General features: G+C 60.2%; 25 protein-coding genes. 14 read left to right on the top strand and 11 right to left on the bottom strand.

Annotation, left to right across the window (positions count from 1 at the left end):
• Nucleotides 1–53: 53 nt before the first annotated feature.
• Complete coding sequence (locus KW062_RS25625; RefSeq protein ID WP_027617793.1) at nt 54–533, top strand: LabA-like NYN domain-containing protein; 480 nt, start codon at nt 54–56, stop codon at nt 531–533.
• Between the two features lie 22 nt (nt 534–555).
• Nucleotides 556–1,167, top strand: coding sequence for a 3'-5' exonuclease (locus KW062_RS25620; RefSeq protein ID WP_027617794.1), 612 nt, complete (start codon nt 556–558; stop codon nt 1,165–1,167).
• A gap of 6 nt (nt 1,168–1,173) precedes the next feature.
• Here KW062_RS25620 and KW062_RS25615 read toward each other — a convergent pair whose 3' ends face one another.
• Nucleotides 1,174–1,626, bottom strand: coding sequence for an Lrp/AsnC family transcriptional regulator (locus KW062_RS25615; protein ID WP_105754445.1), 453 nt, complete (start codon nt 1,624–1,626; stop codon nt 1,174–1,176).
• 160 nt (nt 1,627–1,786) lie between these two features.
• Here KW062_RS25615 and yedA point away from each other — a divergent pair, with 160 nt between their 5' ends.
• Together yedA and KW062_RS25605 are read left to right on the top strand one after the other, a co-directional pair.
• A complete protein-coding gene (gene yedA / locus KW062_RS25610; protein ID WP_027617796.1) occupies nt 1,787–2,677 on the top strand; it encodes a drug/metabolite exporter YedA in 891 nt (296 codons plus the stop codon).
• Nucleotides 2,678–2,735: 58 nt separating this feature from the next.
• Complete coding sequence (locus KW062_RS25605) at nt 2,736–4,064, top strand: DEAD/DEAH box helicase (RefSeq protein ID WP_027617797.1); 1,329 nt, start codon at nt 2,736–2,738, stop codon at nt 4,062–4,064.
• Between the two features lie 69 nt (nt 4,065–4,133).
• Here the strand turns inward: KW062_RS25605 and KW062_RS25600 are convergent, their stop codons facing one another.
• Together KW062_RS25600 and KW062_RS25595 are read right to left on the bottom strand one after the other, a co-directional pair.
• Nucleotides 4,134–5,372, bottom strand: coding sequence for a TIGR03862 family flavoprotein (locus KW062_RS25600; RefSeq protein ID WP_105754446.1), 1,239 nt, complete (start codon nt 5,370–5,372; stop codon nt 4,134–4,136).
• Between the two features lie 206 nt (nt 5,373–5,578).
• Entirely contained in the window at nt 5,579–6,499 is a 921-nt protein-coding gene (locus KW062_RS25595; RefSeq protein ID WP_105754447.1) for a histone deacetylase family protein, read from the bottom strand.
• A 76-nt stretch (nt 6,500–6,575) separates the two neighbouring features.
• Between KW062_RS25595 and KW062_RS25590 the strand changes: the two genes are divergently transcribed.
• From KW062_RS25590 to KW062_RS25580, 3 genes are all read left to right on the top strand, one after another.
• Entirely contained in the window at nt 6,576–7,145 is a 570-nt protein-coding gene (locus KW062_RS25590; RefSeq protein ID WP_027617800.1) for a GNAT family N-acetyltransferase, read from the top strand.
• A 104-nt stretch (nt 7,146–7,249) separates the two neighbouring features.
• On the top strand, nt 7,250–8,119 hold the full coding sequence (tesB, locus tag KW062_RS25585) for an acyl-CoA thioesterase II (RefSeq protein WP_027617801.1): 870 nt from the start codon (nt 7,250–7,252) through the stop codon (nt 8,117–8,119).
• Nucleotides 8,116–8,709 (top strand): HAD family hydrolase, encoded by a 594-nt coding sequence (locus tag KW062_RS25580; RefSeq protein ID WP_027617802.1) that lies wholly within the window; start codon nt 8,116–8,118, stop codon nt 8,707–8,709. Before tesB ends, KW062_RS25580 begins: the two co-directional genes overlap by 4 nt.
• Before the next feature lie 12 nt (nt 8,710–8,721).
• On the opposite strand, the gene KW062_RS25575 is transcribed toward KW062_RS25580, so the two are convergent.
• The 3 genes from KW062_RS25575 to ypfJ (KW062_RS25565) form a co-directional block, all read right to left on the bottom strand.
• Entirely contained in the window at nt 8,722–9,690 is a 969-nt protein-coding gene (locus KW062_RS25575) for a hypothetical protein (RefSeq protein ID WP_105754448.1), read from the bottom strand.
• Complete coding sequence (gene ypfJ, locus KW062_RS25570) at nt 9,691–10,578, bottom strand: KPN_02809 family neutral zinc metallopeptidase (protein ID WP_105754449.1); 888 nt, start codon at nt 10,576–10,578, stop codon at nt 9,691–9,693.
• 122 nt (nt 10,579–10,700) lie between these two features.
• On the bottom strand, nt 10,701–11,552 hold the full coding sequence (ypfJ, locus tag KW062_RS25565) for a KPN_02809 family neutral zinc metallopeptidase (RefSeq protein ID WP_027617805.1): 852 nt from the start codon (nt 11,550–11,552) through the stop codon (nt 10,701–10,703).
• A gap of 187 nt (nt 11,553–11,739) precedes the next feature.
• On the opposite strand from ypfJ (KW062_RS25565), the gene KW062_RS25560 reads away from it, so the two are divergent.
• Nucleotides 11,740–12,519, top strand: a complete 780-nt coding sequence (locus KW062_RS25560) for an IclR family transcriptional regulator (protein WP_027617806.1) — start codon at nt 11,740–11,742, stop codon at nt 12,517–12,519.
• A gap of 143 nt (nt 12,520–12,662) precedes the next feature.
• The gene (locus KW062_RS25555; RefSeq protein ID WP_033866067.1) at nt 12,663–13,535 is read left to right on the top strand and encodes a DMT family transporter; all 873 of its coding nucleotides are present in this window, start codon (nt 12,663–12,665) and stop codon (nt 13,533–13,535) included.
• 45 nt (nt 13,536–13,580) lie between these two features.
• Here the strand turns inward: KW062_RS25555 and KW062_RS25550 are convergent, their stop codons facing one another.
• Nucleotides 13,581–14,918, bottom strand: a complete 1,338-nt coding sequence (locus tag KW062_RS25550) for an MFS transporter (protein WP_027617808.1) — start codon at nt 14,916–14,918, stop codon at nt 13,581–13,583.
• Nucleotides 14,919–15,422: 504 nt separating this feature from the next.
• Here KW062_RS25550 and quiC point away from each other — a divergent pair.
• Nucleotides 15,423–17,324: a 3-dehydroshikimate dehydratase QuiC gene (gene quiC, locus KW062_RS25545; protein ID WP_105754451.1), complete on the top strand. Its 1,902-nt coding sequence runs from the start codon at nt 15,423–15,425 to the stop codon at nt 17,322–17,324.
• 103 nt (nt 17,325–17,427) lie between these two features.
• Nucleotides 17,428–18,105, top strand: coding sequence for a TetR/AcrR family transcriptional regulator (locus KW062_RS25540; protein ID WP_027617810.1), 678 nt, complete (start codon nt 17,428–17,430; stop codon nt 18,103–18,105).
• 35 nt (nt 18,106–18,140) lie between these two features.
• Here KW062_RS25540 and KW062_RS25535 read toward each other — a convergent pair whose 3' ends face one another.
• Both KW062_RS25535 and aroQ read right to left on the bottom strand, forming a co-directional pair.
• Nucleotides 18,141–18,995 (bottom strand): shikimate dehydrogenase, encoded by an 855-nt coding sequence (locus KW062_RS25535; RefSeq protein WP_027617811.1) that lies wholly within the window; start codon nt 18,993–18,995, stop codon nt 18,141–18,143.
• 5 nt (nt 18,996–19,000) lie between these two features.
• Entirely contained in the window at nt 19,001–19,441 is a 441-nt protein-coding gene (aroQ, locus tag KW062_RS25530; RefSeq protein ID WP_027617812.1) for a type II 3-dehydroquinate dehydratase, read from the bottom strand.
• 295 nt (nt 19,442–19,736) lie between these two features.
• Between aroQ and KW062_RS25525 the strand changes: the two genes are divergently transcribed.
• Entirely contained in the window at nt 19,737–20,165 is a 429-nt protein-coding gene (locus tag KW062_RS25525) for a DUF4160 domain-containing protein (protein ID WP_105754452.1), read from the top strand.
• Nucleotides 20,162–20,605 carry a DUF2442 domain-containing protein gene (locus KW062_RS25520; protein WP_027617814.1) on the top strand — a complete coding sequence of 148 codons (444 nt, stop codon included), beginning with the start codon at nt 20,162–20,164 and terminating at the stop codon, nt 20,603–20,605. Before KW062_RS25525 ends, KW062_RS25520 begins: the two co-directional genes overlap by 4 nt.
• Nucleotides 20,606–20,659: 54 nt before the next feature.
• Here the strand turns inward: KW062_RS25520 and trmA are convergent, their stop codons facing one another.
• Nucleotides 20,660–21,739: a tRNA (uridine(54)-C5)-methyltransferase TrmA gene (trmA, locus tag KW062_RS25515; protein WP_027617815.1), complete on the bottom strand. Its 1,080-nt coding sequence runs from the start codon at nt 21,737–21,739 to the stop codon at nt 20,660–20,662.
• Nucleotides 21,736–23,031: an NCS2 family permease gene (locus tag KW062_RS25510; RefSeq protein WP_027617816.1), complete on the bottom strand. Its 1,296-nt coding sequence runs from the start codon at nt 23,029–23,031 to the stop codon at nt 21,736–21,738. The genes trmA and KW062_RS25510 overlap by 4 nt, the downstream gene beginning before the upstream one ends.
• Before the next feature lie 301 nt (nt 23,032–23,332).
• Between KW062_RS25510 and KW062_RS25505 the strand changes: the two genes are divergently transcribed.
• Nucleotides 23,333–23,734 carry a DUF4879 domain-containing protein gene (locus tag KW062_RS25505; protein WP_256351151.1) on the top strand — a complete coding sequence of 134 codons (402 nt, stop codon included), beginning with the start codon at nt 23,333–23,335 and terminating at the stop codon, nt 23,732–23,734.
• The last annotated feature ends 4 nt before the right edge of the window (nt 23,735–23,738 follow it).

The raw sequence follows: 23,738 nt of genomic DNA, 5'->3' as shown, positions 1-23,738 counted from the left end.
CTTTTCGGACCCTGAGTCCGAGCAACCGCCTGCGTGCGCCAAGAGGAAGTGCGGTGAAGAAAATCGCAGTGTTCGCCGATGTCCAGAACCTCTATTACACCGTGCGCCAGGCTTACGGTTGTCATTTCAACTATGCCGCCCTGTGGGCTGACATCAGTCAGCGTGGGCAGATTGTCGAGGCCTATGCCTACGCCATCGATCGGGGCGACAGCAAGCAGCAACAATTCCAGCAGATCCTGCGTAACCTCGGTTTCACCGTGAAGCTCAAGCCTTACATACAGCGCAGCGATGGCTCGGCCAAGGGCGACTGGGACGTCGGCATTACCCTGGACGTCATGGACGCTGCCGATCACGTCGATGAAGTGGTACTGGCTTCCGGTGACGGCGATTTCGACATGTTGCTGGAGCGCATCATCAGTAAGCACCGGGTCGAGGCGGTGGCTTACGGTGTGCCCGGCTTGACCGCCAATTCGCTGATTCGCGCGGCCAGCCGCTACGTGCCGATCGAAGGCGCGTTGCTGCTTAAAAATTGAACATTGAACGCAAGGAACAGGTTTGGAACGCATAGCCGTCATCGACTTTGAAACCACCGGGATCTCCCCCAGCAGCAGCTGCCGAGCCACCGAAATCGCTGTGGTCATGCTGGAACAGGGACGCATTGTCGACCGTTACCAGAGCCTGATGAATGCCGGGGTGCGGGTGCCGGCCTTCATCGAGCAACTGACCGGCATCAGCAATGCCATGTTGCGCACGGCGCCGAGCGCCGAGCAGGTCATGAACGAGGTCAACGAGTTCGTTGGCACTACGCCACTGTTGGCCCACAACGCGGCATTCGACCAGAAGTTCTGGGACTTCGAGCTGGGGCGGATCAAGCGCACCCGTCTGCAGAACTTCGCCTGTTCGCTGCTTTTGGCCCGCCGCCTGATGCCGGCGGCGCCCAACCACAAGCTGGGCACCCTCACGTCCTTCGCACAATTGCCTCATACCGGGCAGGCGCACCGGGCGATGGCCGACGCGGAAATGGCAGCCAACCTGACGGCGCACCTGGCGCACGAGTTGCGTGAAAAACATGGGTTGCGTGAGCTGTCCCATGAATTCTTGTGCCGCCTGCAGAAAGTCCCGGCGGCGAAAATCAACGATCATCTCCAGCGTCATCGCGGGGTCTGAAGTCCCTCACCTGCCCGAGCTTTCCAGTTGTACCAACGGCACACGTTTGTCGAAGGCGCTCGACAGCACGATTGACGTCTTGCTGGAGCCGAAGCGGGCGACGCGATTGATCAAGGCTTCAAGTTCGATCATCGACGCCACCGCGCCGCGCATGATCACGCAGGCATCCCCCGTTACCCGATAACACTCGGTCAGTTGGGGGATCTCGAGCAGTTCGTCGTAGGCTTTCTGGTTGCCATGCTGGGTCAGGCGCAGTTCGATCAGGCACTGGATCGGTAAACCGACCTTGGCCAGGTCGACATTCGCCTGGTAGCCAGTGATCACCCCGTTGGACTCCAGCTTGGCGACTCGCTCGGCGACGGCCGGAGCCGAAAGGTTCACTTTTCTCGCCAGCTCGGCGTAAGACGCCCGGCCATTTTCCATCAAGGCGCTGAGCAGCATTCGGTCGTACTTGTCCATAAACAGGCTCCAGAAACAGCTGGCTTTCGAAAGCACGGTTTATAGCGACTAACTCCGTGCTTTGAAAAGTGTACCGGCCTCATAAACAGGTTTTGTAACTTATGTTCCGTCTGTCGGGTTTCTAGAATAACGCTCCACTTGTCCTGCCTTAGAGCCTCCCATGCCTGGTCTTCGCCGTTTCCCGTTACCATTGATTGGTGCCTTTTTTGCGCTGTACGTGATCTGGGGGTCGACCTACCTGGTGATTCGCATCGGCGTGGAATCCTGGCCGCCACTGATGCTCGGTGGGGTGCGCTTTATCCTCGCCGGGGCGCTGTTGTACGGATTTCTGCGCTGGCGCGGGGTGCCGGCTCCGACTTGGCAGCAGTGGAAGGCGGCGGCGATCATCGGCGTGTTGCTGCTCAGTTGTGGCAACGGCGCGGTGACCGTGGCCGAGCACGCCGGTGTGGCTTCCGGTGTGGCTGCGCTGGCGGTCGCGACCGTGCCGCTGTTCACCCTGTTGTTCGGCTATTTCTGGGGCACCCGTAACACTCGCCTGGAATGGGCGGGCATTATCATGGGGCTGATCGGCATCGCCATGCTCAACCTCGGCTCCAACCTGCAATCCAGCCCGCTGGGGGCTGCCCTGTTGATCTTCGCCGCTGCGGCCTGGGCATTCGGCTCCGTGTTGAGCAGGCACCTGCCACTGCCGCAAGGGGCGATGGCCAGTGCGGCCGAGATGCTGATAGGTGGCGTGGTGCTGATGATTGGCAGTGTGTTGTCCGGTGAGCACCTGCAAGCCCTGCCACCCATTGAAGGCTGGATCGCGCTGATGTACCTGGTGGTATTCGGCTCCATCGTCGCGTTCAACGCCTATATGTACCTGCTCAAGCATGTGCGGCCTGCCGCTGCCACCAGCTATGCCTACGTGAACCCGGCGGTGGCAGTGCTGCTGGGGATTGTCTTTGCCGGCGAAACCATTGGCCTCGAAGAGGCGCTGGCGATGACGGTCATCATCGGTGCCGTGGTGTTGATCGGCTTGCCGCAGTGGCGTAAGCAGAAACCGCAGTGATTTAAGGTAAACTGCCGCGCATTGCACAGATGCGCTGACATTCTCCTACGGTACCCCAATGACTTTCGCCACTCTTGGCCTGATCGAACCCTTGCTGCGCGCCCTCGAGACGCTCGGTTACCAGACCCCGACTCCGGTGCAGGCGCAAGCCATTCCCGCCGTACTGGCCGGTCGCGACCTGATGGCTGCGGCCCAGACCGGTACCGGCAAGACCGCCGGTTTTGCCGTGCCGCTCCTGCAATTGCTGGCCATGGAAGGGCCGAAAGTCAGCAGCAACTCGGTGCGGGCACTGATCCTTGTACCGACCCGCGAGCTGGCCGAGCAGGTGCATGAAAGCGTGCGTCAGTACGCCGAGCACCTGCCGCTGAGCACTTACGCGGTCTACGGCGGCGTCAGCATCAACCCGCAGATGATGAAACTGCGCAAAGGTGTCGATTTGCTGGTGGCGACACCGGGTCGCCTGCTGGACCTGTTCCGCCAGAACGCGCTGAAATTCAACCAGCTGCAGACCCTGGTGCTGGACGAAGCGGATCGCATGCTCGACCTGGGCTTTTCCGAAGAGCTGGCGAACATTTATAAGGCGTTGCCGAAAAAGCGCCAGACGCTGTTGTTCTCCGCGACATTTTCCGAGCAGATCCGCCTGCTGGCCGGGCAGATGCTCAATGACCCTCTGAGCATTGAGGTCAGCCCGCGTAATGTGGCGGCCAACACCGTCAAGCAATGGGTGTACACGGTCGACAAAAAGCGCAAGCCGGAACTGTTCGTGCACCTGATGCGCAAAGGCAAGTGGAAACAGGTGCTGGTGTTCGCCAAGACCCGTAACGGCGTCGATGCGCTGGTGGATAAGTTGCAAGGTCTTGGCGTGAATGCCGACGGTATTCACGGCGATAAACCGCAGGCCACTCGCCAGCGGGCGCTGGACCGCTTCAAGGCCAGTGACATCCAGATTCTGGTGGCCACTGACGTTGCGGCGCGAGGTCTGGATATCGAAGACTTGCCGCTGGTGGTCAACTTCGACCTGCCGATCGTGGCCGAGGACTACATCCACCGTATCGGCCGCACCGGGCGTGCCGGCGCTACCGGCGAGGCGATTTCGCTGGTGTGTGCCGATGAGGTGAATCTGCTGTCGGCCATTGAGATGCTGACCCGTCAGCCCCTGACCCGGCATCAGGAGCAGGACTTCGAGCCCGATCATCGTGTGCCGGACACCGACGCCAGTGGTCAGGTGATCAAGAAGCCGAAAAAACCGAAGAAGCCCAAGGCTTCCGGCGGCGGTAAACGCAACCTCGGCAAGTGGGTCGACAGTGGCGAGACTGTGGCCGATGTGCCGGTGAAACCGGTGCGCAAAGTGCCGGTGTTCAATACCGGGCCGCGTAAGAAGAAGTAGGACGTGGGCAGCTTCAAGCTGCAAGACACAAGCGGTATGCACCGCTTCAGTCTTGTAGCTTGCAGCTCATCACTTACCGCTGAGCCAGTCCTTTACTCCCAGTCCTGCTGCTCGTCCGCTGGCAAAGCAGGCAGTCAGCAGGTAGCCGCCCGTCGGCGCCTCCCAGTCGAGCATTTCACCTGCGCAAAACACGCCTGGAAGGGCGTTGAGCATCAGGTTCTGGTTCATCGCTTCGAACTTCACGCCGCCGGCGCTGCTGATGGCTTCGTCCAGTGGACGGGTCTTGACCAGTGTCAGTGGCAGGGCCTTGATGGCCTGGGCCAGGGCAAGCGGATCAGCGAACGTGTCCGCGCCGGTGAGTTCGCGCAGCAAGGCAGCCTTGACACCGTCCAGGCCCAACTGGCTCTGCAGGTGCTTGGCCATGGAGCGTGAGCCGCGGGGCTTGTTCAGCGCCGCCTGGATTTTATCCACAGGGCGGCCGGGCAGCAGATCGATGTGTACCGTTGCCGAGCCGTTCAGTTGAATGGCGTCGCGAATGCTGGCCGATAACGCGTAGATCAGGCTGCCTTCAATACCGGTCGCGGTGATCACGCACTCGCCGAGGCGTGGCAGGTCGTCATTCAAACCGATGGCGATATTTTTCAGCGGCGCTCCGGCGAATTTGCTGACCATCAGCTCGCTCCAGGTGGCGACGTCAAACCCGCAATTGCTCGGTGCCAAGGGGCTCAGGTCGATACCTTTTTGTTCCAGAGGCAACGTCCAGGCGCCGTCCGAGCCCAGACGTGACCAACTGCCGCCGCCCAAGGCCAGCAGCAAGGCGTCGGGTTTCACTGCTTTCTCACCGTCGGGGCTGGCGATGCGCACGCTGCCATCGGCATTCCAGCCCAGCCAGCGGTGGCGGGTGTGGATAACTACACCGCTGTCACGCAAGCGCTTGAGCCAGGCACGCAACAGGGGGGCGGCTTTCATGTCGGTGGGAAACACTCGTCCGGAACTGCCGACAAAGGTTTCGATTCCCAAGTCGTGAATCCATTCGCACAGTGCTTGCGCGCCGAATTCGCGCAGCAGCGGTGCCATGTACGGCGCCCGCTCGGCGTAGCGCGAAAGAAAAGCCGGGTAGGCCTCGGAGTGGGTGATGTTCATGCCGCCAACGCCGGCCAACAGGAATTTGCGCCCCACGGATGGCATGCCGTCATACAGATCAACCTGGACTCCACTCTGGCTCAATACCTCGGCGGCCATCAGGCCGGCAGGGCCGCCGCCGATAATGGCAACGTGGCGAGGGAAGGGGGCGGTGGACTGAGTCATGGCGAGCGCTGCGGTTCGGTGGAATGAGCGGCGCATTCTAACAGTACGTGACCCGGCTCGCAGAGGCGGCCGGGCCTCGCAGCAGATTTTAGCTGGTCAAAAAACAATCAGTGCTCCGTAGGCCAGGTGTCCTGTGGTCTGCAGGTCCTTTCGCTCAGGTTATCCACAGGCCGCTCCACAGCCATTGTGGGTAAAACATCCAGGGTTCAGTGACAGCCTGATGACTGCCAGACCCGTTGCGCGCTGTGATGCAGAATGCCGTGGCGCCGCGCCAGGGCCTGACGGTCCTTGCTGTAGCCGCCGCCAATTACCCCGACCACCGGAATGTCCCGTCCGAGGCAATGGCGCATCACGCTTTCGTCACGCGCAGCGACACCGGCGTCTGTCAGCTTCAGATAACCCAGGGCGTCATCCTTGTGCACATCGACGCCTGCGTCGTACAGCACCAGGTCAGGTTGGTACAGCGGCAGCAGGTAGTTGAGCGCGTCATCGACCACCTTCAGGTAATCGTCATCACCCATGCCCATGGGCAAAGGGATGTCCCAGTCACTCTTGGCCTTGCGTGCGGGAAAATTCTTTTCGCAGTGCAGGGAAACCGTCACTGCGTCCGGGGTATGTTCCAGTATCCGGGCCGTACCATCGCCTTGATGCACATCGCAGTCGAAGATCAGCACGCGTCCGACACGGCCACTTTCCAGCAGGTAATGGCTGATCACCGCCAGGTCGTTGAAGATGCAAAAGCCGGCCGGATGATCGTAGTGGGCGTGGTGGGTGCCGCCCGCCAGGTGGCAGGCCAGGCCATGTTGCAGCGCCTGCTCGGCTGCGAGTAGCGAACCACCGACGGCACGCACTGTGCGCCGCGCCAGGGCTTCGCTCCAGGGCAGACCGAGGCGCCGCTGGTCTTCACGGGACAACTCGCCCTGCATATAGCGGTCGATATAGTCGCGATCGTGGGCCAGGGCGAGAACGTCCGGCGGGCAGATCTGCGGGCGCAGCAGATCCTGGTCCCGAGTCAGGCCACTGTCCACCAGGTGATCGCGCAGCAGGCGGAATTTGTCCATGGGGAAGCGATGCTCCGAGGGAAACTCGGGGCTGTAGTCTTCGTGGTAGATCAGGGGCAGGGGCATGTGGATAACGTGGGGTGAATGAGTGAAGGATCCTACCAGCGATATAGACTGGGTGGCAGCGCAACGGAGTGGAGCAATGGAGCCAATACTGCAACTGGAAAGTGCACGCTTGCTACTGCGGCAGTGGCGTGATGAGGATTTACCGGCATTTGCCGCGATGTGCGCTGACCCGCAGGTCATGCGCTACTTTCCGGCGCCCTTGAGTCGCCTGGAAAGTGCCGAATTGATCGGGCGAATCCGTGGACATTTCGCCGAGCATGGTTTCGGCGCGTGGGCGCTGGAACGCAAGGACAGCGGCGCGTTCATCGGTTTTACCGGTTTGGGGGCAGTCGGGTTCGAGGCGACGTTCACTCCTGCTATTGAAATCGGCTGGCGCCTGGCGCGTGAACACTGGGGGCTCGGGTACGCCAGTGAAGCGGCGTGGACCGCTCTGCGTTGCGGTTTTGATCGCTTGTCTCTGGATCAGGTGGTGGCGTTTACAGCGGTGGATAACCTGCCTTCGGAGAAAGTCATGCAGGCGATTGGCATGAAGCACGATCCGGCGGGAGATTTCGATCATCCCAAGGTGGCGCCCGATCATCCGCTGAGCCGTCACCTGCTTTACCGCATTTCCCGCGAGCAATGGTTGAAAACCATGCATGGCTAAGCCAGCTCGGATGTTTACAATGCGTGTATTGGTTGGCTCCGGCCAACATCCGAATCGACCGCAGCAGCCAGGACTGCGCGGCATTGCTCTGTAGGAGAGTCTGAATGAGTCATGTGCTGGATGATCTGGTCGACTTGCTGACCCTGGAACCCATCGAAGAAAACCTGTTCCGTGGTCGCAGTCAGGACCTCGGGTTTCGCCAGCTGTTCGGCGGCCAGGTGCTGGGCCAGTCGCTGTCTGCAGCCAGTCAGACCGTTGAAGAGGCGCGGCATGTGCATTCGATGCATGGTTATTTCCTGCGTCCGGGAGACGCCGGTTTGCCGGTGGTCTATCAGGTTGACCGGGTACGCGATGGCGGCAGCTTCAGCACGCGCCGGGTGACCGCGATCCAGAAGGGCAACCCGATCTTCACCTGCAGCGCCTCGTTCCAGTACGACGAAGAAGGCTTCTTCCACCAGACCGAGATGCCGGTTGTGGTCGGTCCGGAGAACCTGCCAACCGAACTGGAAATCACCCAGCAGTTGGCGCATCTGATCCCGGAGCACATGCGCGAGAAGTTGCTGTGCCCGAAGCCGATCGAAGTGCGCCCGGTCACCGAGAAGGATCCCTACAATCCGCAACCCGGGGATCCGATCAAGTACGTCTGGTTTCGCGCCGACGGTGCGTTGGCAGACATCCCGGCCTTGCACAAATACCTGCTGGCCTATGCCTCGGATTTCGGCTTGCTGACCACTTCGATGTTGCCCCACGGCAAATCGGTCTGGCAGAAAGATATGCAGGTCGCCAGCCTCGATCACGCCCTGTGGTTCCACGCCGATCTGCGTGCCGATGACTGGCTGCTCTACGCCATGGACAGTCCATGGGCCGGTAATTCGCGAGGGTTCTCCCGTGGTAGCGTGTACAACCGCGCCGGCAAACTGGTGGCCTCGGTCACTCAGGAAGGCTTGATCCGCCACCGCAAGGATTGGGCATGAGTCTGTCGCAGGTTCGTCATTGGGTATTCGACATGGACGGAACCCTGACTGTCGCCGTGCATGACTTTGCGGCGATCCGCCAGGCCCTGGCGATCCCCCCGGAGCACGACATCCTGACCCACCTCGCGGCCTTGCCCGCCGAGGAGGCGGCCGCCAAACACGCTTGGCTGCTGGAGCATGAACGCGACCTGGCACTGGGTTCCAAACCTGCCCCCGGCGCGGTGGAATTGGTGCGTGAGCTTGCAGGGTGCGGTTATCGCCTGGGGATTCTCACCCGCAATGCCCGCGAGCTGGCGCATGTGACGCTTCAGGCCATTGGCCTGGCGGACTGTTTCGCAATCGAGGACGTGCTCGGGCGCGACGATGCCCCCCCCAAGCCCCATCCCGGCGGCTTGCTGAAACTGGCTGAGGCTTGGCAGGTTGCGCCAGCAGAGATGGTCATGGTCGGTGACTATCGCTTCGATCTGGATTGTGGTCGGGCGGCGGGCACTCACACGGTGCTGGTGAACCTGCCGGATAACCCATGGCCCGAGCTGGCGGACTGGCATGCGGCTGATTGCCTGGCGCTGCGCCAGATGTTGTTGGGGTGAACCCGCAGCGGTTTACCAGCGAAACAGCGCGTCCAGGCCCTCGGGTGAGGTAAACATCTTGTCGCCGTTATGGCCTACGCCAGGAACCTCTACCAGATGCTGATTCAAGTCGTGCGGGTGGCGCTGCGTCAGGTACTTGAAGTAGTTGAGCCCGCGCTCCTGGCGTGAAGGCCCCTGGGCGAGGGCTGCACAGGTCTTGTCGAGGGCGGGTTGGGCAGCATTGGTGTCCAGTTCCCCCAGCAGATAGGTAATGTCGCGTTCGATGTAGCGTTGCTCGAGGGTCTTCGCTGTCTGGCCCTTGGCGTAGCTCGGGAGGTGGTTCAGGCCATATTTCCAGTCATTGAAGGTCGGACATTTCGCCGGATCAACCGCGACCGCTCGCTGCTTGTCGAAGTAGGCGTAGGACGATGGGTTGGCGATCACATAACGGACCTTGACCCCGGCCTGGCGCAAGGCCGGCTGGTCTTCGCCCATCATGGCAAAGCGCTGCACGACTTGAGCGCCACCCGAGTGCCCGGCAATGACGACTTCCTTGAGCGTCGGGTATTCCAGGCGGTTGCTCAAACGGGTCAGCAATCGATCGAGCACTGCATAGGAACTCAAGGCTTCGGGACCGGTAGACAAGTCACCGGCCATCCATTCGTTGCCGCGCCAGCGCAGCACCTTGTCCGGCAGATCGTGGCGGGCAATGTCGGCTTCATTGAGAAACTGCGGTGCGATCACCAGGGTTGTGGCGCTTTGTCCTGCTTCGCGAGCCGCCTTTTCGGCGCTCTGCCGGTAGGTCTCGGCGTTGCGCAGGCGTCCGTGGAGGATGATCAACACCCGCTGGATTTGCGGTGAATTCTGGCTGACGCCGACGGCCAATTCGCCGACACCCAGATCCAGGCGACCGGGGCTGATGTCTTTGACTCCCTGTTCGGCGGCGTGCACCGCAGAGCCGCTGATTAACAGAGTACAGACCGCGAGCCAGCGTATGTCCATTTAGAGACTCTTCGAGGCAAAGGTGTCGCATTGACTGATTTGACCCTGGGCAAAGCCGGTCTTGAACCAGCGTACGCGCTGTGCCGAGGTACCATGAGTGAAAGAGTCCGGTACTACACGACCCTGGCCCTGTTGCTGCAAACGGTCATCGCCGATGGCATTGGCAGCGTTCAAGGCTTCTTCAATATCACCCGGCTCCAGCCAATTCAAACGCTTTTGTGCGTTGTTGGCCCACACACCTGCCAGGCAATCAGCCTGCAGCTCTTGGCGCACCAGCAGACCGCCGTCGCCTTCCATGCGCTGGCCTTGCTGGCGAGCCGCCTGGATTTTCGCAGAAACGCCGAGCAAGGTTTGCACGTGATGACCGACTTCATGGGCGATGACATAGGCCTGGGCGAAATCACCGGCGGCGCCGAAACGCTGGGACATTTCCTGGAAGAAGCTCATGTCCAGATAAACCCGCTGATCGGCCGGGCAGTAGAACGGACCGGTGGCCGCCGTGGCCCCACCGCACGCTGAGTTGACCCGGCCACTGAACAGCATCAGCTTGGGCGCTGCATACTGGCGGCCGGCCTGCTGGAAGATCTGCCCCCAGGTGTCTTCAGTGTCCCCAAGGACCCGCGCGACGAACTCCGCCTGCTCATCATTGGCCGGCGGTGCCTTGCGCGCCTGAGTGGTGGCGGGAGCTGAAGGCTGCTCCATCTGGCCAGCCAGTTGGCCAAGTATCTGCATCGGGTCCTGGCCGGTGATCCAACCGATCCCGACAATCAGCACGATGGCCGTCAGGCTCAATCCCTTGCCGCCGCCGAAGCGCATTCCGCCACCGCCTCCACCCTCGCCACGGGCATCCACCACGTTGTCACTGCGGCGACCTTTTTTCCATAACATGTGGGAATCCTCTAATTGCGCGTGGTGGAAAGCGTTGTTGGTCTGTGGGATGGTCGCCCTCCCTATCGTCCGACTTTGTCGAACGATAGGGAGTATGGCATCCGGTAGCCAAGGCTGCCGGACTACAGGGGATCCGCCGAGAAGGTGTCGCATTGCTCGATGCGAGCGTGCTCGAAGCCATGTTTGAACCAGCGCACACGTTGCTCGGATGTGCCGTGTGTGAAGGATTCAGGCATTACCCTGGAGGATTGGTTCCCGCGACGGTAGTCGTCGCCGAACGCTGCGGCAGCGTTGAGCGCGGCCTGTATGTCGCCCGGCTCCAGCCAATCCAGGCGTTGTTGTGCGTGGTGAGCCCAGACGCCGGCCAGGCAGTCGGCCTGCAGTTCTGCGCGAACTTCCAGGCCGTCAGCCCCGGCGGTACGCCGGTTTGCACTTTGCGCCTCATCGAAAAGTCGAGACAGACCCAGTCGGGTTTGTACGTGATGCCCGATTTCATGAGCAATGACATAGGCTTGGGCAAACTCACCGAAGTCGTCCACGCGATCAGCCATCTTGCGGAAAAAATCCAGGTCCAGGTAAATCGATTGGCTTTGTGGGCAGTAGAACGGGCCAATGGCTGCGGTTGCATAGCCGCACGCCGACGTGATGCCGTTGTCGAACAACGTCAGGGTGGGCTGCGGGTAGGGTTGCTCGAGCATTTCGAACATCTGACTCCAGGTGTCTTCAGTGTCTCCAAGGACTGCGCGGACAAACGCCACCTGCGGGTCTTCCCTGAACTGATCCGGGGCCTCCCGAGCGGTTATGTCGGTGTCGGTTTTTTCTTCGACAGGCATCAGACTCTCCAGCGCGATGATGCCGGAAACGGCAGCGGCACTCAGCAACAGGCTGAGTTTCTGAGTGGAGCTGAATCCATTGCCTGGGGCTTTTCGGCTGTCCTTGACGTTGTCACTGGGACGCGCTTTTTTCCATAGCATGTTGACCTTCCTTGCAGTGTGAGCGGCTTCATTGCCTGCTACGTGGATAACAGTTATGGCGATTCGTGGAGAGATCAGATGTGTAAACGCACATGATTTCGCAAGTCTGGGGGATTCATTCGGTTCCAGATTTTGCATTGATGGCTTTGTCTTTTAGAATCGATCATCCCTTTTTTGGAAGCTCACCATGGCCGGCAGTCAAATCGAACGTGTCTTCAGCGTGCTGGAAAGCCTCACCCGCGATCCGCGAGGTGTGCCGATGCAGGTGTTGGCCGAGCAACTGCAGATTCCCAAAAGTGCTACCCATCGACTGCTCGCCGAGCTCATCCGGCTGGGTTATGTGCGGCAAAACCCGGATAACCTGCGTTATCACCTGTCGACCAAACTGGTCGCCATGGGCTTTCGTTACCTCTCCGGCAGCGGGGCGGACATTGTCCAGCCGGTACTCGACCGTCTGGCGCAGGAAACCGGTGAACTGGTGCGCCTGGGTGTGATCGAAGGGCAACGTCAGACCTGGATTGCCAAGTCTCAGGGCGCGCGCTCGGGCTTGCGTTACGACCCGGACATGGGACGCGAGGCGCCGTTGTTCTACACCGCTTCCGGGCATGCCTGGCTGGCCAGCATGACTGATGCCGAGGCCCTGGCCCTGGTAGAGCGTCAGGTCAATGACGAGCCACCGGAGGTGGGACCGAATGCACCACGCTCCAACATCGAACTGCTCGAACGCCTGAGGCTAACCCGGGAGAACGGTTATGCCTGGGTCCAGGAAAGTTCGGCGCTGGGAACCTCGGCGATCGCCGCAGTGGTGCGCCACCCGCTGGATGGGCGTGTGGTAGGGGTGCTAAGCGTTGCCGGCCCTAGCGCTCGGTTGCCCGAGCAGCGTTTGCATGAGTTGGCTGGCCTTTTGCTGCAGTTCACTCAGGAGCTGTCGGCTGCCACTCAAGCCTCTGAGTTGTTCAGCCATTAGTGCACTGGCCATCAAGAGGGTGGAAGACTTGCACGAAAGATTCGTACGTTGATCGAACGTTTTTACAATGCACTTGTGTTAAAAAATGGAATTCAGTTCTAGATTGTTCGATCGCGATCAAAGTCCTACAAAAGGAGTGCAGGGTGAGTACGCCACTGTCCGGTATCAACCAACCCTTCAAAGGCATTGTGCTGGTTATTGGCGCGACCCTTTTGTTTTCCACCCACGATGCCCTGTCCAAGTACTTGTCGGGGTTTTACCCGGTGATCATGGTGGTGTGGGCGCGCTATCTGGTGCACACCCTGTTGATGGCGGGGATATTTCTGCCGCAGTCGGGATTGCGGGTTCTGCGTACTCGCCGGCCATTGCTGCAGTTACTGCGGGCGTTGTGTCTGCTGGGGACCAGTTTGTTGTTCACCACCGGTTTGCTGTACATCCCCTTGGCGGAAGCGACGGCGGTTAACTTCCTCGCTCCGGTGCTGGTCACCGCGCTTTCGGTGCCGCTGCTCGGCGAGCACGTCACACGAGGGCAGTGGCTGGCAGTGATCTGCGGTTTTGTCGGGGTGCTGATCATTGTTCATCCCGGCGGTGAACTGTTCACCCCGGCAGTGCTGTTGCCATTCTGCTCGGCGCTGTGCTTTTGCTTTTATCAACTGCTGACGCGCAAGCTCGCCGAAATCGACAGCCCAACCACCAGCAACTTCTTCGCCGGTCTGTGCAATACCCTGGTCATGAGTGCGTTGGTGCCGATGTTCTGGCAAGTGCCGAGCTTCGGCCACGGGCTGATGATGTTGGCGCTGGGGACCTGCGGGATGACTGCGCACCTGTTTCTGACCCAGGCCTTTCGCCACGCGGCACCGGCATTGCTGGCACCATTTGGCTACTGTCAGATTGTATTTGCCGGACTCTTGGGCTGGTTGCTGTTTGCCCATACGCCGAGCCTGATGACGATCGTGGGCATCGTGATCATCTGTCTCAGCGGTCTGGCAGCGGCCTGGCAGCAGCGCCGGCGATGAGCAAGCGTGTTGCGCAGGCCCGGACAGGCCTGCGCGAAGGGCGGATCAGTCTTGCAGGTCAGGGATCTTGCGCGGTGCCATGAAGTACATCCAGGTCAGGGCGATGAAATACATTGCCGGAATCATGGTGAACAGCACGGTGTAATTATTGTTGGTGACGGTGAGGATGTGTCCGACCAGTTGGGTCATGAACATCCCGCCGATGGCTGCGCACATGCCGCCGAAGCCGAACACCGTGCTCATCATGTGCTTGGGGGTGTAATCCATCACCAGGCTCCAGATATTCGCAGTCCAGGCCTGGTGTGCACCAATGGCCAGGGAGATGGCGAATACCGCTACCCAGAGGTTGCTTGAGCCGGCGGCAATGATCACGCCGATGATGCAGCAGGCAAACAGCAGCATCGACATCAGGCGCGCCTTGATCGGGTTGATGCCGCGGCCAATCAGGAAGGACGAGAGGATGCCCCCGCCGACGCTGCCGAAATCGGCGGTCAGGTAAATGATGATTAGCGGAATACCCATCTGGGTCACGTTGATGCCCAGGTTGTATTGCTGGTTGAGGAATGGCGGCAGCCAGTACAGGTAGAACCAGAACACGGGAGCAGTCATCGAGTAGGCGAGGGCGAAGGCCCAGGTACCGCGCATGCGCAGGATGCGCGAGAAGGGGACTCGGGTTTGTTCGGGTTCGACCTGATCCTGGATGTAGTCCAGTTCCGTTTGTTTGACACGCGGATGGTCTTCCGGGTTGAAGTACTTCAGGCCCCAGAACAGCAGCCAGATCCCGCCCAGCGCCGACATGCACAGGAACGCCGCCTGCCAGCCCCAGACATGCAGGATCAACGGCAGGAGCATCGGGGTGAACATCGCACCGACGTTGGTCCCAGCGTTGAAAATGCCGGTGGCCACGGCCCGTTCGCCGGCAGGGAACCACAACCGCGTAGTTTTCACGCAGGCCGGGTAGTTGGCGGCTTCGGTCAGGCCGAGAATGAAACGGCAGACCATGAAGCCCACCGCCGAGGTGGCCAGGCCATGGGCGCCTGTGGCCAGGCTCCAGAGCAGCACGGCGCAGAAGAACACGCGTTTGACGCCCACCCGGTCGATCAACCGACCCTGCAGGACAAAGCCGATCGCATAGCCGACCTGGAACCAGAAGTTGATGTTGGCGTAGTCCATCGCCGTCCAGCTCATCTCCTTGGCCAGGATTGGCTGCATGACGCCCAGTGCGGCACGGTCGATGTAGTTCAGGGTGGTGGCGAAAAACACCAGGGCGAGCATGCCCCAGCGGGTTTTGCCCACGGCCATGGCACCGCGGATCTTGTCGCCGATGCCGGCGTGTGTGGCGTTCAGGCTGGGAGCCATGCGCGAACTTTGTGAAGGAATCATGTGTGCCATCCGTTCAATGACTGACAAGCCAGGCTTGTCGGGGCTTCAAGGGCGCGTGATCGATCTTCTGCAGGCGCAGGTTGGTACGCTGCCAGAGGGATCGGTCGAGAGTATTCGCCGGTGTGGTGGGCCGGATTCAGGCGATGAAGCCGAGTCGGCCAGGTGTGTCCGGGCGCTGATACGGATGGGCGGCGGTGCGGGGTAAGGCGTTGAATGAAAGCATGAGCGTGTACCCGATTTTTGACATTTTTATGGTGTGTTCTGGGTCTTTGGTCATTGAGGTCGATGGTTAAGGCGCGGCCTCAATGTGCTGTCGATGGTGCGCAGTGAGCAAAAAATCGTCAATTCGCTAACGGCCATTTTGTTCGATAATCGCACAGTAAACTAACTGGTTGGTACACTTTGAATTGCTGTAATGATGCGCCGGGCCAATAATTTACGCCATGCCAACGCGCCAGCCCGCGATCCCTCCAATAACAACCGCCTAGCGCCGGGAGTTCAGACATGCAGCGTTCCATTGCCACCGTTTCCTTGAGCGGTACCCTGCCGGAGAAGCTCGAAGCCATCGCTGCCGCTGGTTTCGACGGGGTGGAAATCTTTGAGAATGACTTGCTGTACTACGATGGCAGCCCACGGGAAATCAGGCAGCTGTGCGCTGACTTGGGCATCGCCATCACCCTGTTCCAGCCGTTTCGTGATTTTGAAGGCTGCCGCCGCGAGCGTCTGCCACGCAATCTGGAGCGCGCGGAACGCAAGTTCGACCTGATGCAGGAGCTGGGCACCGACCTGGTGTTGGTGTGCAGCAACGCTTCGGCCGACAGCACCGGCGAGCAGCAGATTCTCGTCGATGACCTGCGCCTGCTTGCCGAGCGCGCCGGCGCGAGGGGGCTGCGCATAGGTTACGAGGCGCTGGCGTGGGGGCGTCACGTGAATACTTACCAACAGGTGTGGGACATCGTGCGCCAGGCCGACCATCCTGCACTGGGGGTGTTACTCGACAGTTTCCATACGCTGTCGCTCAAGGGCGATCCGCGAGCGATTGCCGATATCCCGGGCGACAAAATTTTCTTCGTACAGATGGCCGACGCACCGATCCTGGCCATGGACGTGCTGGAATGGAGCCGGCATTTCCGCTGCTTCCCCGGCCAAGGCGAATTCGATTTGCCGGGATTTCTTGCACCGATTATCCAGAGTGGCTACAGCGGACCGCTGTCGCTGGAAATTTTCAATGATGGCTTTCGTGCGGCGCCGCCCAGGGCCAATGCCGCCGATGGCCTGCGTTCGCTGTTGTACCTCGAGGAAAAAACTCGCGAGCGTCTGGCGCAGCAAGCCATCCCGGCACCGCAACCCGAAATTCTGTTCGATACGCCGGCTGTCAGTGCCTACGACGGCATCGAGTTTCTGGAGTTTGCCGTCGATGAAAGTCTGGGCGCGAAGCTCGCGCTTTGGCTGGAGCGCCTGGGGTTCGTCAAGGCCGGGCAGCATCGCTCGAAGAACGTCAGTTTGCTACGCCAGGGCGATATCAATCTGATCCTCAATTCCGAGCCCTATTCCTTCGCCCACAACTTCTTCGAGGCCCACGGCCCGTCGTTGTGCGCGACGGCCGTCAGGGTCAAGGACAGCGTCAGCGCCCTGGCGCGTGCGGTGGCTTACAAGGGACAACCCTATCGAGGCCTGGTCGGCCCGAATGAACTGGAGTTGGCTGCCGTGCGGGCTCCGGATGGCAGCCTGATCTACCTGGTGGATGAACGCGCCGACGTCTACGGTACCGACTTCGTGCTGCCGCCCGTATCCCATGCGGGTGGGGGGCTCAAGCGTATCGATCACATGGCCATGGCACTGCCGGCCGACAGCCTCGACAGCTGGGTGTTGTTCTACAAAAGCCTGCTGGATTTCGAGGCCGATGATGAGGTGGTCCTCCCCGATCCTTATGGCCTGGTGAAGAGCCGTGCGCTGCGCAGTCGCTGCAGCTCTATTCGCTTGCCGCTGAACATTTCCGAGAACCGCAACACTGCCATCTCCCATGCCTTGTCGAGCTATCGTGGCTCCGGTGTGCACCACATCGCCTTCGATTGCGATGACATTTTTGCCGAGGTCAGCCGCGCCAAGGAGGCCGGGGTGCCACTGCTGGATATTCCGCTCAACTATTACGACGATCTCGCCGCGCGCTTTGATTTCGACGATGAATTCCTCAGCGAACTGGCCTATTTCAACGTGCTGTATGACCGCGATGCCCAGGGCGGGGAGCTGTTCCACGTGTATACCGAGCCGTTTGAAGGACGTTTTTTCTTCGAAATCATCCAGCGCAAGAATGGCTATGCCGGTTATGGTGCCGCGAACGTTGCGGTGCGCCTGGCAGCAATGGCCAAGTCGCGCAGCGGTGGGGTGCGTCAGGCCAAGTTGTAGGAAATTGGTAAGCTCAGGGGGGCGAAGCGGTGGCTGATACTTCCTTCGTTGCCCCTCGCGGGCTCATAATTGCCAGCTGTTCAGTGATGGCCATGAGCCCGGAATCAGAATGACCACAGACCTCACCCTAGCGCCCGGCGCCTCCGCGCTCGAGCCGCGCAAGAGTCGCAAGAACAACCCGGAGAAAACCCGCGAGAACATCCTTCAGGAAGCCATCGTCGAGTTTGTTCAACAGGGTTTGTCCGGTGCGCGGGTGGATGCCATTGCTGAGCGAATCCATACCTCCAAACGTATGATCTATTACTACTTCGGCAGTAAGGAGCAACTGTACGTCGAGGTACTGGAGAAGCTCTACGGTGATATTCGCAGCACCGAAAGTCGCTTGCACCTTGCCGAGTTGGCGCCGCAGGAGGCGATCCGGCGTCTCGTCGAGTTCACCTTCGACCATCACGACCGCAATGTGGATTTTGTGCGGATCGTCAGCATCGAAAACATCCATAACGCCGAGTTCGTCAAGCAGTCCCAGCCGATCAAGGCGATGAACAACACTATCCTCGATTCACTCGGGGTGATCCTGAGCCGGGGGGCCGAGGAAGGTGTTTTCCGGCAGGGGCTGATCGCGCTGGATGTGCATTTGCTGATCAGTTCGTTCTGCTTTTATCGGGTGTCGAACCGTCACACCATTGGCGAGATTTTCCAGATCGATCTGCCCAACGAGGCGATCAAGCGACGGCATCGCGAGATGATCTGCGAATCGGTACTGCGTTACCTGCAGGCTTGAACAGAGGCGGGGCGGCGAGCGCCCCGCGTGGGATTTCAATTTCTTATGCCGTGAAAATGTTCAAGCATGCGTTGGGCGTCCGGTGCCACACCGCTGAATAATTCGAAGGCTTTGACGGCCTGGAACACCGCCATGCTGCTGCCATCCAGAGTGCGACATCCCAGGCTTCGGGCGACACGCAACAGTTCGGTTTCCAGCGGAAAGTAAACAATCTCGGCCACCCATAATTGGCTTCGCAGCAGCTCGGCGGGCACCGGCGTGCCCGGCAGCTTGGCCATGCCCATTGGTGTGGTGTTGACCAGTCCGTCGGCCAGTGCCAGGGCGCCGGGAAGATCATGGCCCGCGCAGGCCCGGCCGCTGCCAAAATGCTGGTTGAGGTTATCCGCCAGGCTCTGAGCACGGCTGCTGTCCACATCAAAAATAATCAGCGTTTGTACGCCCTCACCCAGGAGTGCGTGGGCCACCGCCGCTCCCGCGCCACCGGCGCCCATCTGCACCACACGTTCGCGTGCGACGCCGTTCAAACCTCGGCGAAAGCCCTCGGCAAAACCCAGGCAGTCGGTGTTGTGGCCGATCCGCTTGCCGTCCTTGAGCACGACTGTATTGACCGCGCCGATACCTTGCGCTTCAGCTGAGAGTTCATCAAGCAGCGGCAAGATGGCTTGCTTGCACGGAAAGGTGATGTTGAGTCCGGTGAAGTTCATGCGCTCGGCCGCCGTCAGCAAATCGCCGAGGGCGGTACTGTCGAGCTGCAACTGATCGAGGTCGATCAATCGGTAGAGATAGCGCATGCCTTGGGCGTCCCCTTCATGCTCATGCAGCGCAGGGGTGCGCGAGGCCTGGATGCCGGCTCCAATCAGGCCGGCGAGAACTGTTGTGGTCTGCGACATGTCGTTCATCCCTGCAAGCGCTGACTGAAGTGTGCGAGCGCCAGGCGATAACCATGGCTGCCAAAGCCGCAGAGCACGGCGCTGGCGATCGCTGAGACGAAAGAGTGATGGCGGAAGGGTTCGCGGGCATGGACATTGGACAAATGAACTTCAATCACTGGCAATTCGCTGGCGACCAACGCATCGCGGATCGCCACCGAGGTGTGGGTCCAGGCGGCAGGGTTGATGACGATCCCTGAGCAGCGGCCACGTGCACCATGAATCCAGTCGAGCAACTCGCCTTCATGGTTGGTCTGACGAAACTCGACCTTCAGTCCTAATTCCTCGCCAGCCTGGCCGCAGAGTGCCGAGATGTCAGCCAGGGTTTCATGGCCATAAGTGGCGGGCTCGCGGGTGCCCAACAGGTTCAGGTTGGGGCCGTTCAGCACCAGGATGATCGGAGCCATCGAGGCATTCTCCATTGTTGTTTTTGGTGCAGGTTGAGTAAGAAGCAACCTGTGAAAACAAAATGTACCGAATAGTTACTTTTTACAATGGGCGGCCAACCGAGTTGCATATCAGGGCTGCAAAGAGTGTTCGATGATCGGACGGCGGTGCGCTGGGAAAGAACTGCTTACCGATTTTTCCGAAGATTGCATGTTGCCGTTGGCAGGCCGGGACTAGCCTGATTCAGGCATTGCCGGCTGGCGCCGAGGTGCCGGTCGTCGGAACCGAGTAAAAAAACCTAACGGATGGGTTAGCATGAAAATATGCAGCTACAAGGGACTGTCTCTGGTGATCCTGTTGCGTGACGAGCATTGCCCGCCGCATGTGCATGTCGATGCGGGCGCACGGGGTGCACGGTTCGTTTTCAGCTTTTGGCACAACGCTGTCGACCTTTGGGATGTCGTCCCGCTGTCGCGCCGACCACCCCTGGCGGTTCTGGAAGGGCTGCGCCAAACCCTCAGGCAGTCCGTCCACTTGCGCCGCGCACGGCGGATCTGGTGGTCCAAGCTGCAAACGACCTGTCTGGGCAATCAATTGTGGGATGGGAAAATCAATGAGGTGGTGCTGCTCAATCTGGTCAATCGGCCGATCTACCGGATTGCCTCGGCTCGGTATGAGATATCGAGCAATTCAACCTTGATGGATCTGGAAGGCGCACCGCAAGGCGTGGAGATAATCTTATGAAAACGATACAGGCAAAGTATCCAGTGGATCGTCCGTTGACCGCGGCAGTGCTGGATGAAGCCATTGAGCGGGGTCGGGCGAATCGCAGTGGCGTGAATGCCACGCGGGTCAGCGTCGAAGGGCGGCATCTGGCGATTGGTTTCGAGGATGGCAGTGCCGTCGTGCTGCCGCTGGACCATTACCCGGAGTTTAATGATTTCGCTGAGTCGGACTTACAGGCGTTGCAAGTAGGTTTTGCCGGTACCGCACTGTGTCATGAAGGCAAGGACTTGCACCTGTCCATCGCCGGGATGATTCAAGCCAGTAAACCGCTGATGGATATGGCGGCCTCGGTGATCGCCAGCCGCAATGGCCGGCAAAGCAGTCTCGCCAAGGCTCAAGCTGCCCGCGCCAATGGGCGCAAGGGTGGGCGGCCGCGCAAGGTCGATAATCCCACTTGAGCACCGACAAAAAAGCCGTCGTGACGACGGCTATTCTGTTAACGCAGCAGGCAATCAACGTCGAGTCAGCATGACTCCGGATTCCATGTGGTGTGTCCACGGGAATTGGTCGAACATCGCGCAGCGGGTGATGCGGTGCGTGTCATGCAACTGGGCAATGTTGGCTGCCAGCGTTTCCGGGTTGCACGAGATATACAGGATGTTGTCGAAACGCCGAGTCAGTTCGCAGGTATCCGGGTCCATGCCGGCGCGTGGCGGGTCGACGAACACGCTGCCGAACTCGTAGCTCTTCAGGTCAATGCCGTGCAGGCGTCGGAACGGGCGCACTTCATTAAGCGCTTCGGTCAGCTCTTCGGCGGACAAGCGCACCAAAGTGACGTTATCCACAGCGTTTTCGCTCAGGTTGCTCAGGGCTGCATTCACGGAGGTCTTGCTGATCTCGGTGGCCAGCACTTTGCGCACGCGGGTCGCCAGGGGCAGGGTGAAGTTGCCGTTGCCGCAATACAGTTCGAGCAAATCGTCGGAGCGTTCGCCCAGGGCGTCAAATGCCCAGTTGAGCATCTTCTGGTTCACCGTACCGTTGGGCTGGGTGAACGCGCCTTCGGGTTGGCGATAGCTGAACGTACGACCGCCGACTTCGAGCTTCTCGACCACATAATCATGGCCGATCACCTCGCGCTTGCCTTTCGAACGACCGATTACGCTGACGTTCAAGTCTGCGGCGAGCTGAGTAGCTGCCGCGTGCCAATGCTCGTCCAGTGGACGGTGATAACACAGGGTAATCATCGCATCGCCGGCGAGGGTGGTCAGGAACTCCACCTGAAACAGCTTGTGGCTCAGGGGCGCGCTGACCTGCCAGGCCGCCTTGAGTTGCGGCATCAATTGATTGATGCGCAGGCTGGCGATCGGGAACTCTTCGATCAGGATCGGCGTGCGCTTGTCTTCCTGGGAAAACATCGCGTAGTGACGCTCGCCGGCTTCACGCCACAGGCGGAATTCGGCGCGCAGGCGAAAGTTGGCCAGCGGCGAGTCGAATACCGTCGGTTCAGGTGCATCGAACGGTTTCAGCAGATCGCGCAGGCGCGCGACCTTGTCTTCGAGCTGAGCGGCGTAAGCCTGGGAATCGAATGTCATGCGTTGAACCAACCCAACTTGATCACGAACAGGATGGAAAGAATCACCAGCGCCGGATTCAGTTCACGACCACGACCGGACATCAGCTTGATCGCCGTCCAGGCGATGAAACCGAACGCAATGCCGTTGGCGATTGAGTAAGTGAACGGCATCGCCAGGGCGGTGATGACCACAGGAGCGGCGACGGTGATGTCATCCCAGTCTATTTCCGCCAGGCCGGAAGTCATCAGCACGGCGACGAACAGCAGGGCCGGCGCGGTGGCGAACGCCGGGACGCTGGCGGCCAGTGGCGAGAAGAACAAGGCCAGCAGGAACAGGAACGCGACCACGATCGCCGTCAGGCCGGTACGACCACCGGCGCTGACGCCCGCTGCCGATTCGATGTAGCTGGTAGTGGTCGAGGTGCCCAGCAGGGAACCGGCCATGGCGGCGGTACTGTCGGCAATCAGCGCCCGGCCCATTTTCGGCATGTGACCGTCCTTGCCCATCAAGCCAGCACGTTTGGCCACGCCGATCAGTGTGCCGGAGTTGTCGAACAGGTCGACGAACAGGAAGGCGAAGATCACGCTGACAAGGCCGATGTCCAGCGCGCCCTTGATGTCCAGTTGCAGGAACGTAGGGGCGAGGGAAGGCGGCATCGACACCACACCACCAAATGGCGTGAAGCCCAGGGCGATCGAGGCGATGGTCACTACCAGGATGCCGATCAGAACAGCACCGCGCACGGCAAGGGCTTCCAGGGCAACGATCAGGGCAAAGCCGAGGGTCGCGAGAATTGGTGCCGGTTGTTTCAGGTCGCCCAGGCCGACCATGGTCGCCGGGTTGCTGACGACGATGCCGGCGTTGTGCAGGGCAATCAGCGCCAGGAACAGGCCGATACCGGCGGCGATGGCCGAGCGCAGCGGCAGCGGGATACTGTTGATGATCCATTCACGAATGCGGAAGATCGACAGCAGAAAGAAGCACACGGCCGAAATGAACACCGCACCCAGCGCCACTTGCCAGGTATGGCCCATGTGCAGGACCACGGTGTAGGTGAAGAAGGCGTTCAGGCCCATGCCCGGTGCCAGCGCAATCGGGTAGTTGGCGATCAGGCCCATCACTGCGGAGCCGATGGCAGCTGCAAGGCAGGTCGCGACAAACACTGCGCCTTTGTCCATGCCGGTCTCGCCGAGAATGCTCGGGTTGACGAACAGAATGTAGGCCATGGCCAAAAAGGTCGTGACGCCCGCAAGAATCTCGGTCCGCACGTTGGTGTTGTGTGCCTTGAGTTGAAACAGCCTTTCCAGCATGTCTGCTCCCCGTGGCGCGTCTTGCGCCGTGAATGTATCGACTTCAACAGCAAAGCACAGACCGCTGCAGGCGCCTGGATTTTTCTGTCGGTCGGAAAAAGCCGCGCATCATACCAGCCGAAAACGGTGATGGCTGCCTGCATCTGTGTGAGATAGGCCGTCATTCACCAAGTGGCGGGTCAAGCGGTGTTTTTGCCGGTTCTGCCACTGGTGCATACTGCGCGCTTGTTTTGTGGGGGGGCATATGGGAATCAGAGGTAAAAGCAGATTTTTCGGCGTGTTGGCGGCGCTGGCATGGATCATGGGCGCACAAGTGGCCTCGGCAGCTTCCGCGCCGCCTCTGACCGAGATCAAGGTGCTCAAGGTTCAGTCGCCGTCCTGTGGGTTGGAAGACATCCGCCCCAGGCAGGCGCAAACCACTTGCGACCACGAGGGGCCGAACATCAAGGTCTACGTGCTGGAAGTCGGCTACGGTCGCGCGCCGCAGGTTGCTCTGGACGGGATTGAGGTCAACGGTGTACGTGAACGGGTGTGCGCCTACGACAACGGCAACCTGACGGAGTGTTCGGGCGCCGTGAGCAAGATCGTCGGTTTCCTCTATATCTTTGATTTGGCCGGCAAACAGCGCGGTACTTTCACGTTCAGCAATACCTCGATCAACAGCCCGGGCAATACCCTGTCGACTCAGCTGTATATCAAGTAGCGCT

Origin of the sequence: Pseudomonas fluorescens (assembly GCF_019212185.1) — a bacterium.
Classification (GTDB): domain Bacteria; phylum Pseudomonadota; class Gammaproteobacteria; order Pseudomonadales; family Pseudomonadaceae; genus Aquipseudomonas.
This window is presented reverse-complemented; position numbering and strand designations above follow the sequence as displayed.

Coding starts and splice junctions, on each gene's coding strand:
- KW062_RS25615 (WP_105754445.1), bottom strand. CDS start 1,626: ATGGACAAGTACGACCGAATGCTGCTCAGCGCCTTGATGGAAAATGGC.
- yedA (WP_027617796.1), top strand. CDS start 1,787: ATGCCTGGTCTTCGCCGTTTCCCGTTACCATTGATTGGTGCCTTTTTT.
- KW062_RS25605 (WP_027617797.1), top strand. CDS start 2,736: ATGACTTTCGCCACTCTTGGCCTGATCGAACCCTTGCTGCGCGCCCTC.
- KW062_RS25600 (WP_105754446.1), bottom strand. CDS start 5,372: ATGACTCAGTCCACCGCCCCCTTCCCTCGCCACGTTGCCATTATCGGC.
- KW062_RS25595 (WP_105754447.1), bottom strand. CDS start 6,499: ATGCCCCTGCCCCTGATCTACCACGAAGACTACAGCCCCGAGTTTCCC.
- KW062_RS25590 (WP_027617800.1), top strand. CDS start 6,576: ATGGAGCCAATACTGCAACTGGAAAGTGCACGCTTGCTACTGCGGCAG.
- tesB (WP_027617801.1), top strand. CDS start 7,250: ATGAGTCATGTGCTGGATGATCTGGTCGACTTGCTGACCCTGGAACCC.
- KW062_RS25580 (WP_027617802.1), top strand. CDS start 8,116: ATGAGTCTGTCGCAGGTTCGTCATTGGGTATTCGACATGGACGGAACC.
- KW062_RS25575 (WP_105754448.1), bottom strand. CDS start 9,690: ATGGACATACGCTGGCTCGCGGTCTGTACTCTGTTAATCAGCGGCTCT.
- ypfJ (WP_105754449.1), bottom strand. CDS start 10,578: ATGTTATGGAAAAAAGGTCGCCGCAGTGACAACGTGGTGGATGCCCGT.
- ypfJ (WP_027617805.1), bottom strand. CDS start 11,552: ATGCTATGGAAAAAAGCGCGTCCCAGTGACAACGTCAAGGACAGCCGA.
- KW062_RS25560 (WP_027617806.1), top strand. CDS start 11,740: ATGGCCGGCAGTCAAATCGAACGTGTCTTCAGCGTGCTGGAAAGCCTC.
- KW062_RS25550 (WP_027617808.1), bottom strand. CDS start 14,918: ATGATTCCTTCACAAAGTTCGCGCATGGCTCCCAGCCTGAACGCCACA.
- quiC (WP_105754451.1), top strand. CDS start 15,423: ATGCAGCGTTCCATTGCCACCGTTTCCTTGAGCGGTACCCTGCCGGAG.
- KW062_RS25535 (WP_027617811.1), bottom strand. CDS start 18,995: ATGTCGCAGACCACAACAGTTCTCGCCGGCCTGATTGGAGCCGGCATC.
- aroQ (WP_027617812.1), bottom strand. CDS start 19,441: ATGGCTCCGATCATCCTGGTGCTGAACGGCCCCAACCTGAACCTGTTG.
- KW062_RS25525 (WP_105754452.1), top strand. CDS start 19,737: ATGAAAATATGCAGCTACAAGGGACTGTCTCTGGTGATCCTGTTGCGT.
- KW062_RS25520 (WP_027617814.1), top strand. CDS start 20,162: ATGAAAACGATACAGGCAAAGTATCCAGTGGATCGTCCGTTGACCGCG.
- trmA (WP_027617815.1), bottom strand. CDS start 21,739: ATGACATTCGATTCCCAGGCTTACGCCGCTCAGCTCGAAGACAAGGTC.
- KW062_RS25510 (WP_027617816.1), bottom strand. CDS start 23,031: ATGCTGGAAAGGCTGTTTCAACTCAAGGCACACAACACCAACGTGCGG.
- KW062_RS25505 (WP_256351151.1), top strand. CDS start 23,333: ATGGGCGCACAAGTGGCCTCGGCAGCTTCCGCGCCGCCTCTGACCGAG.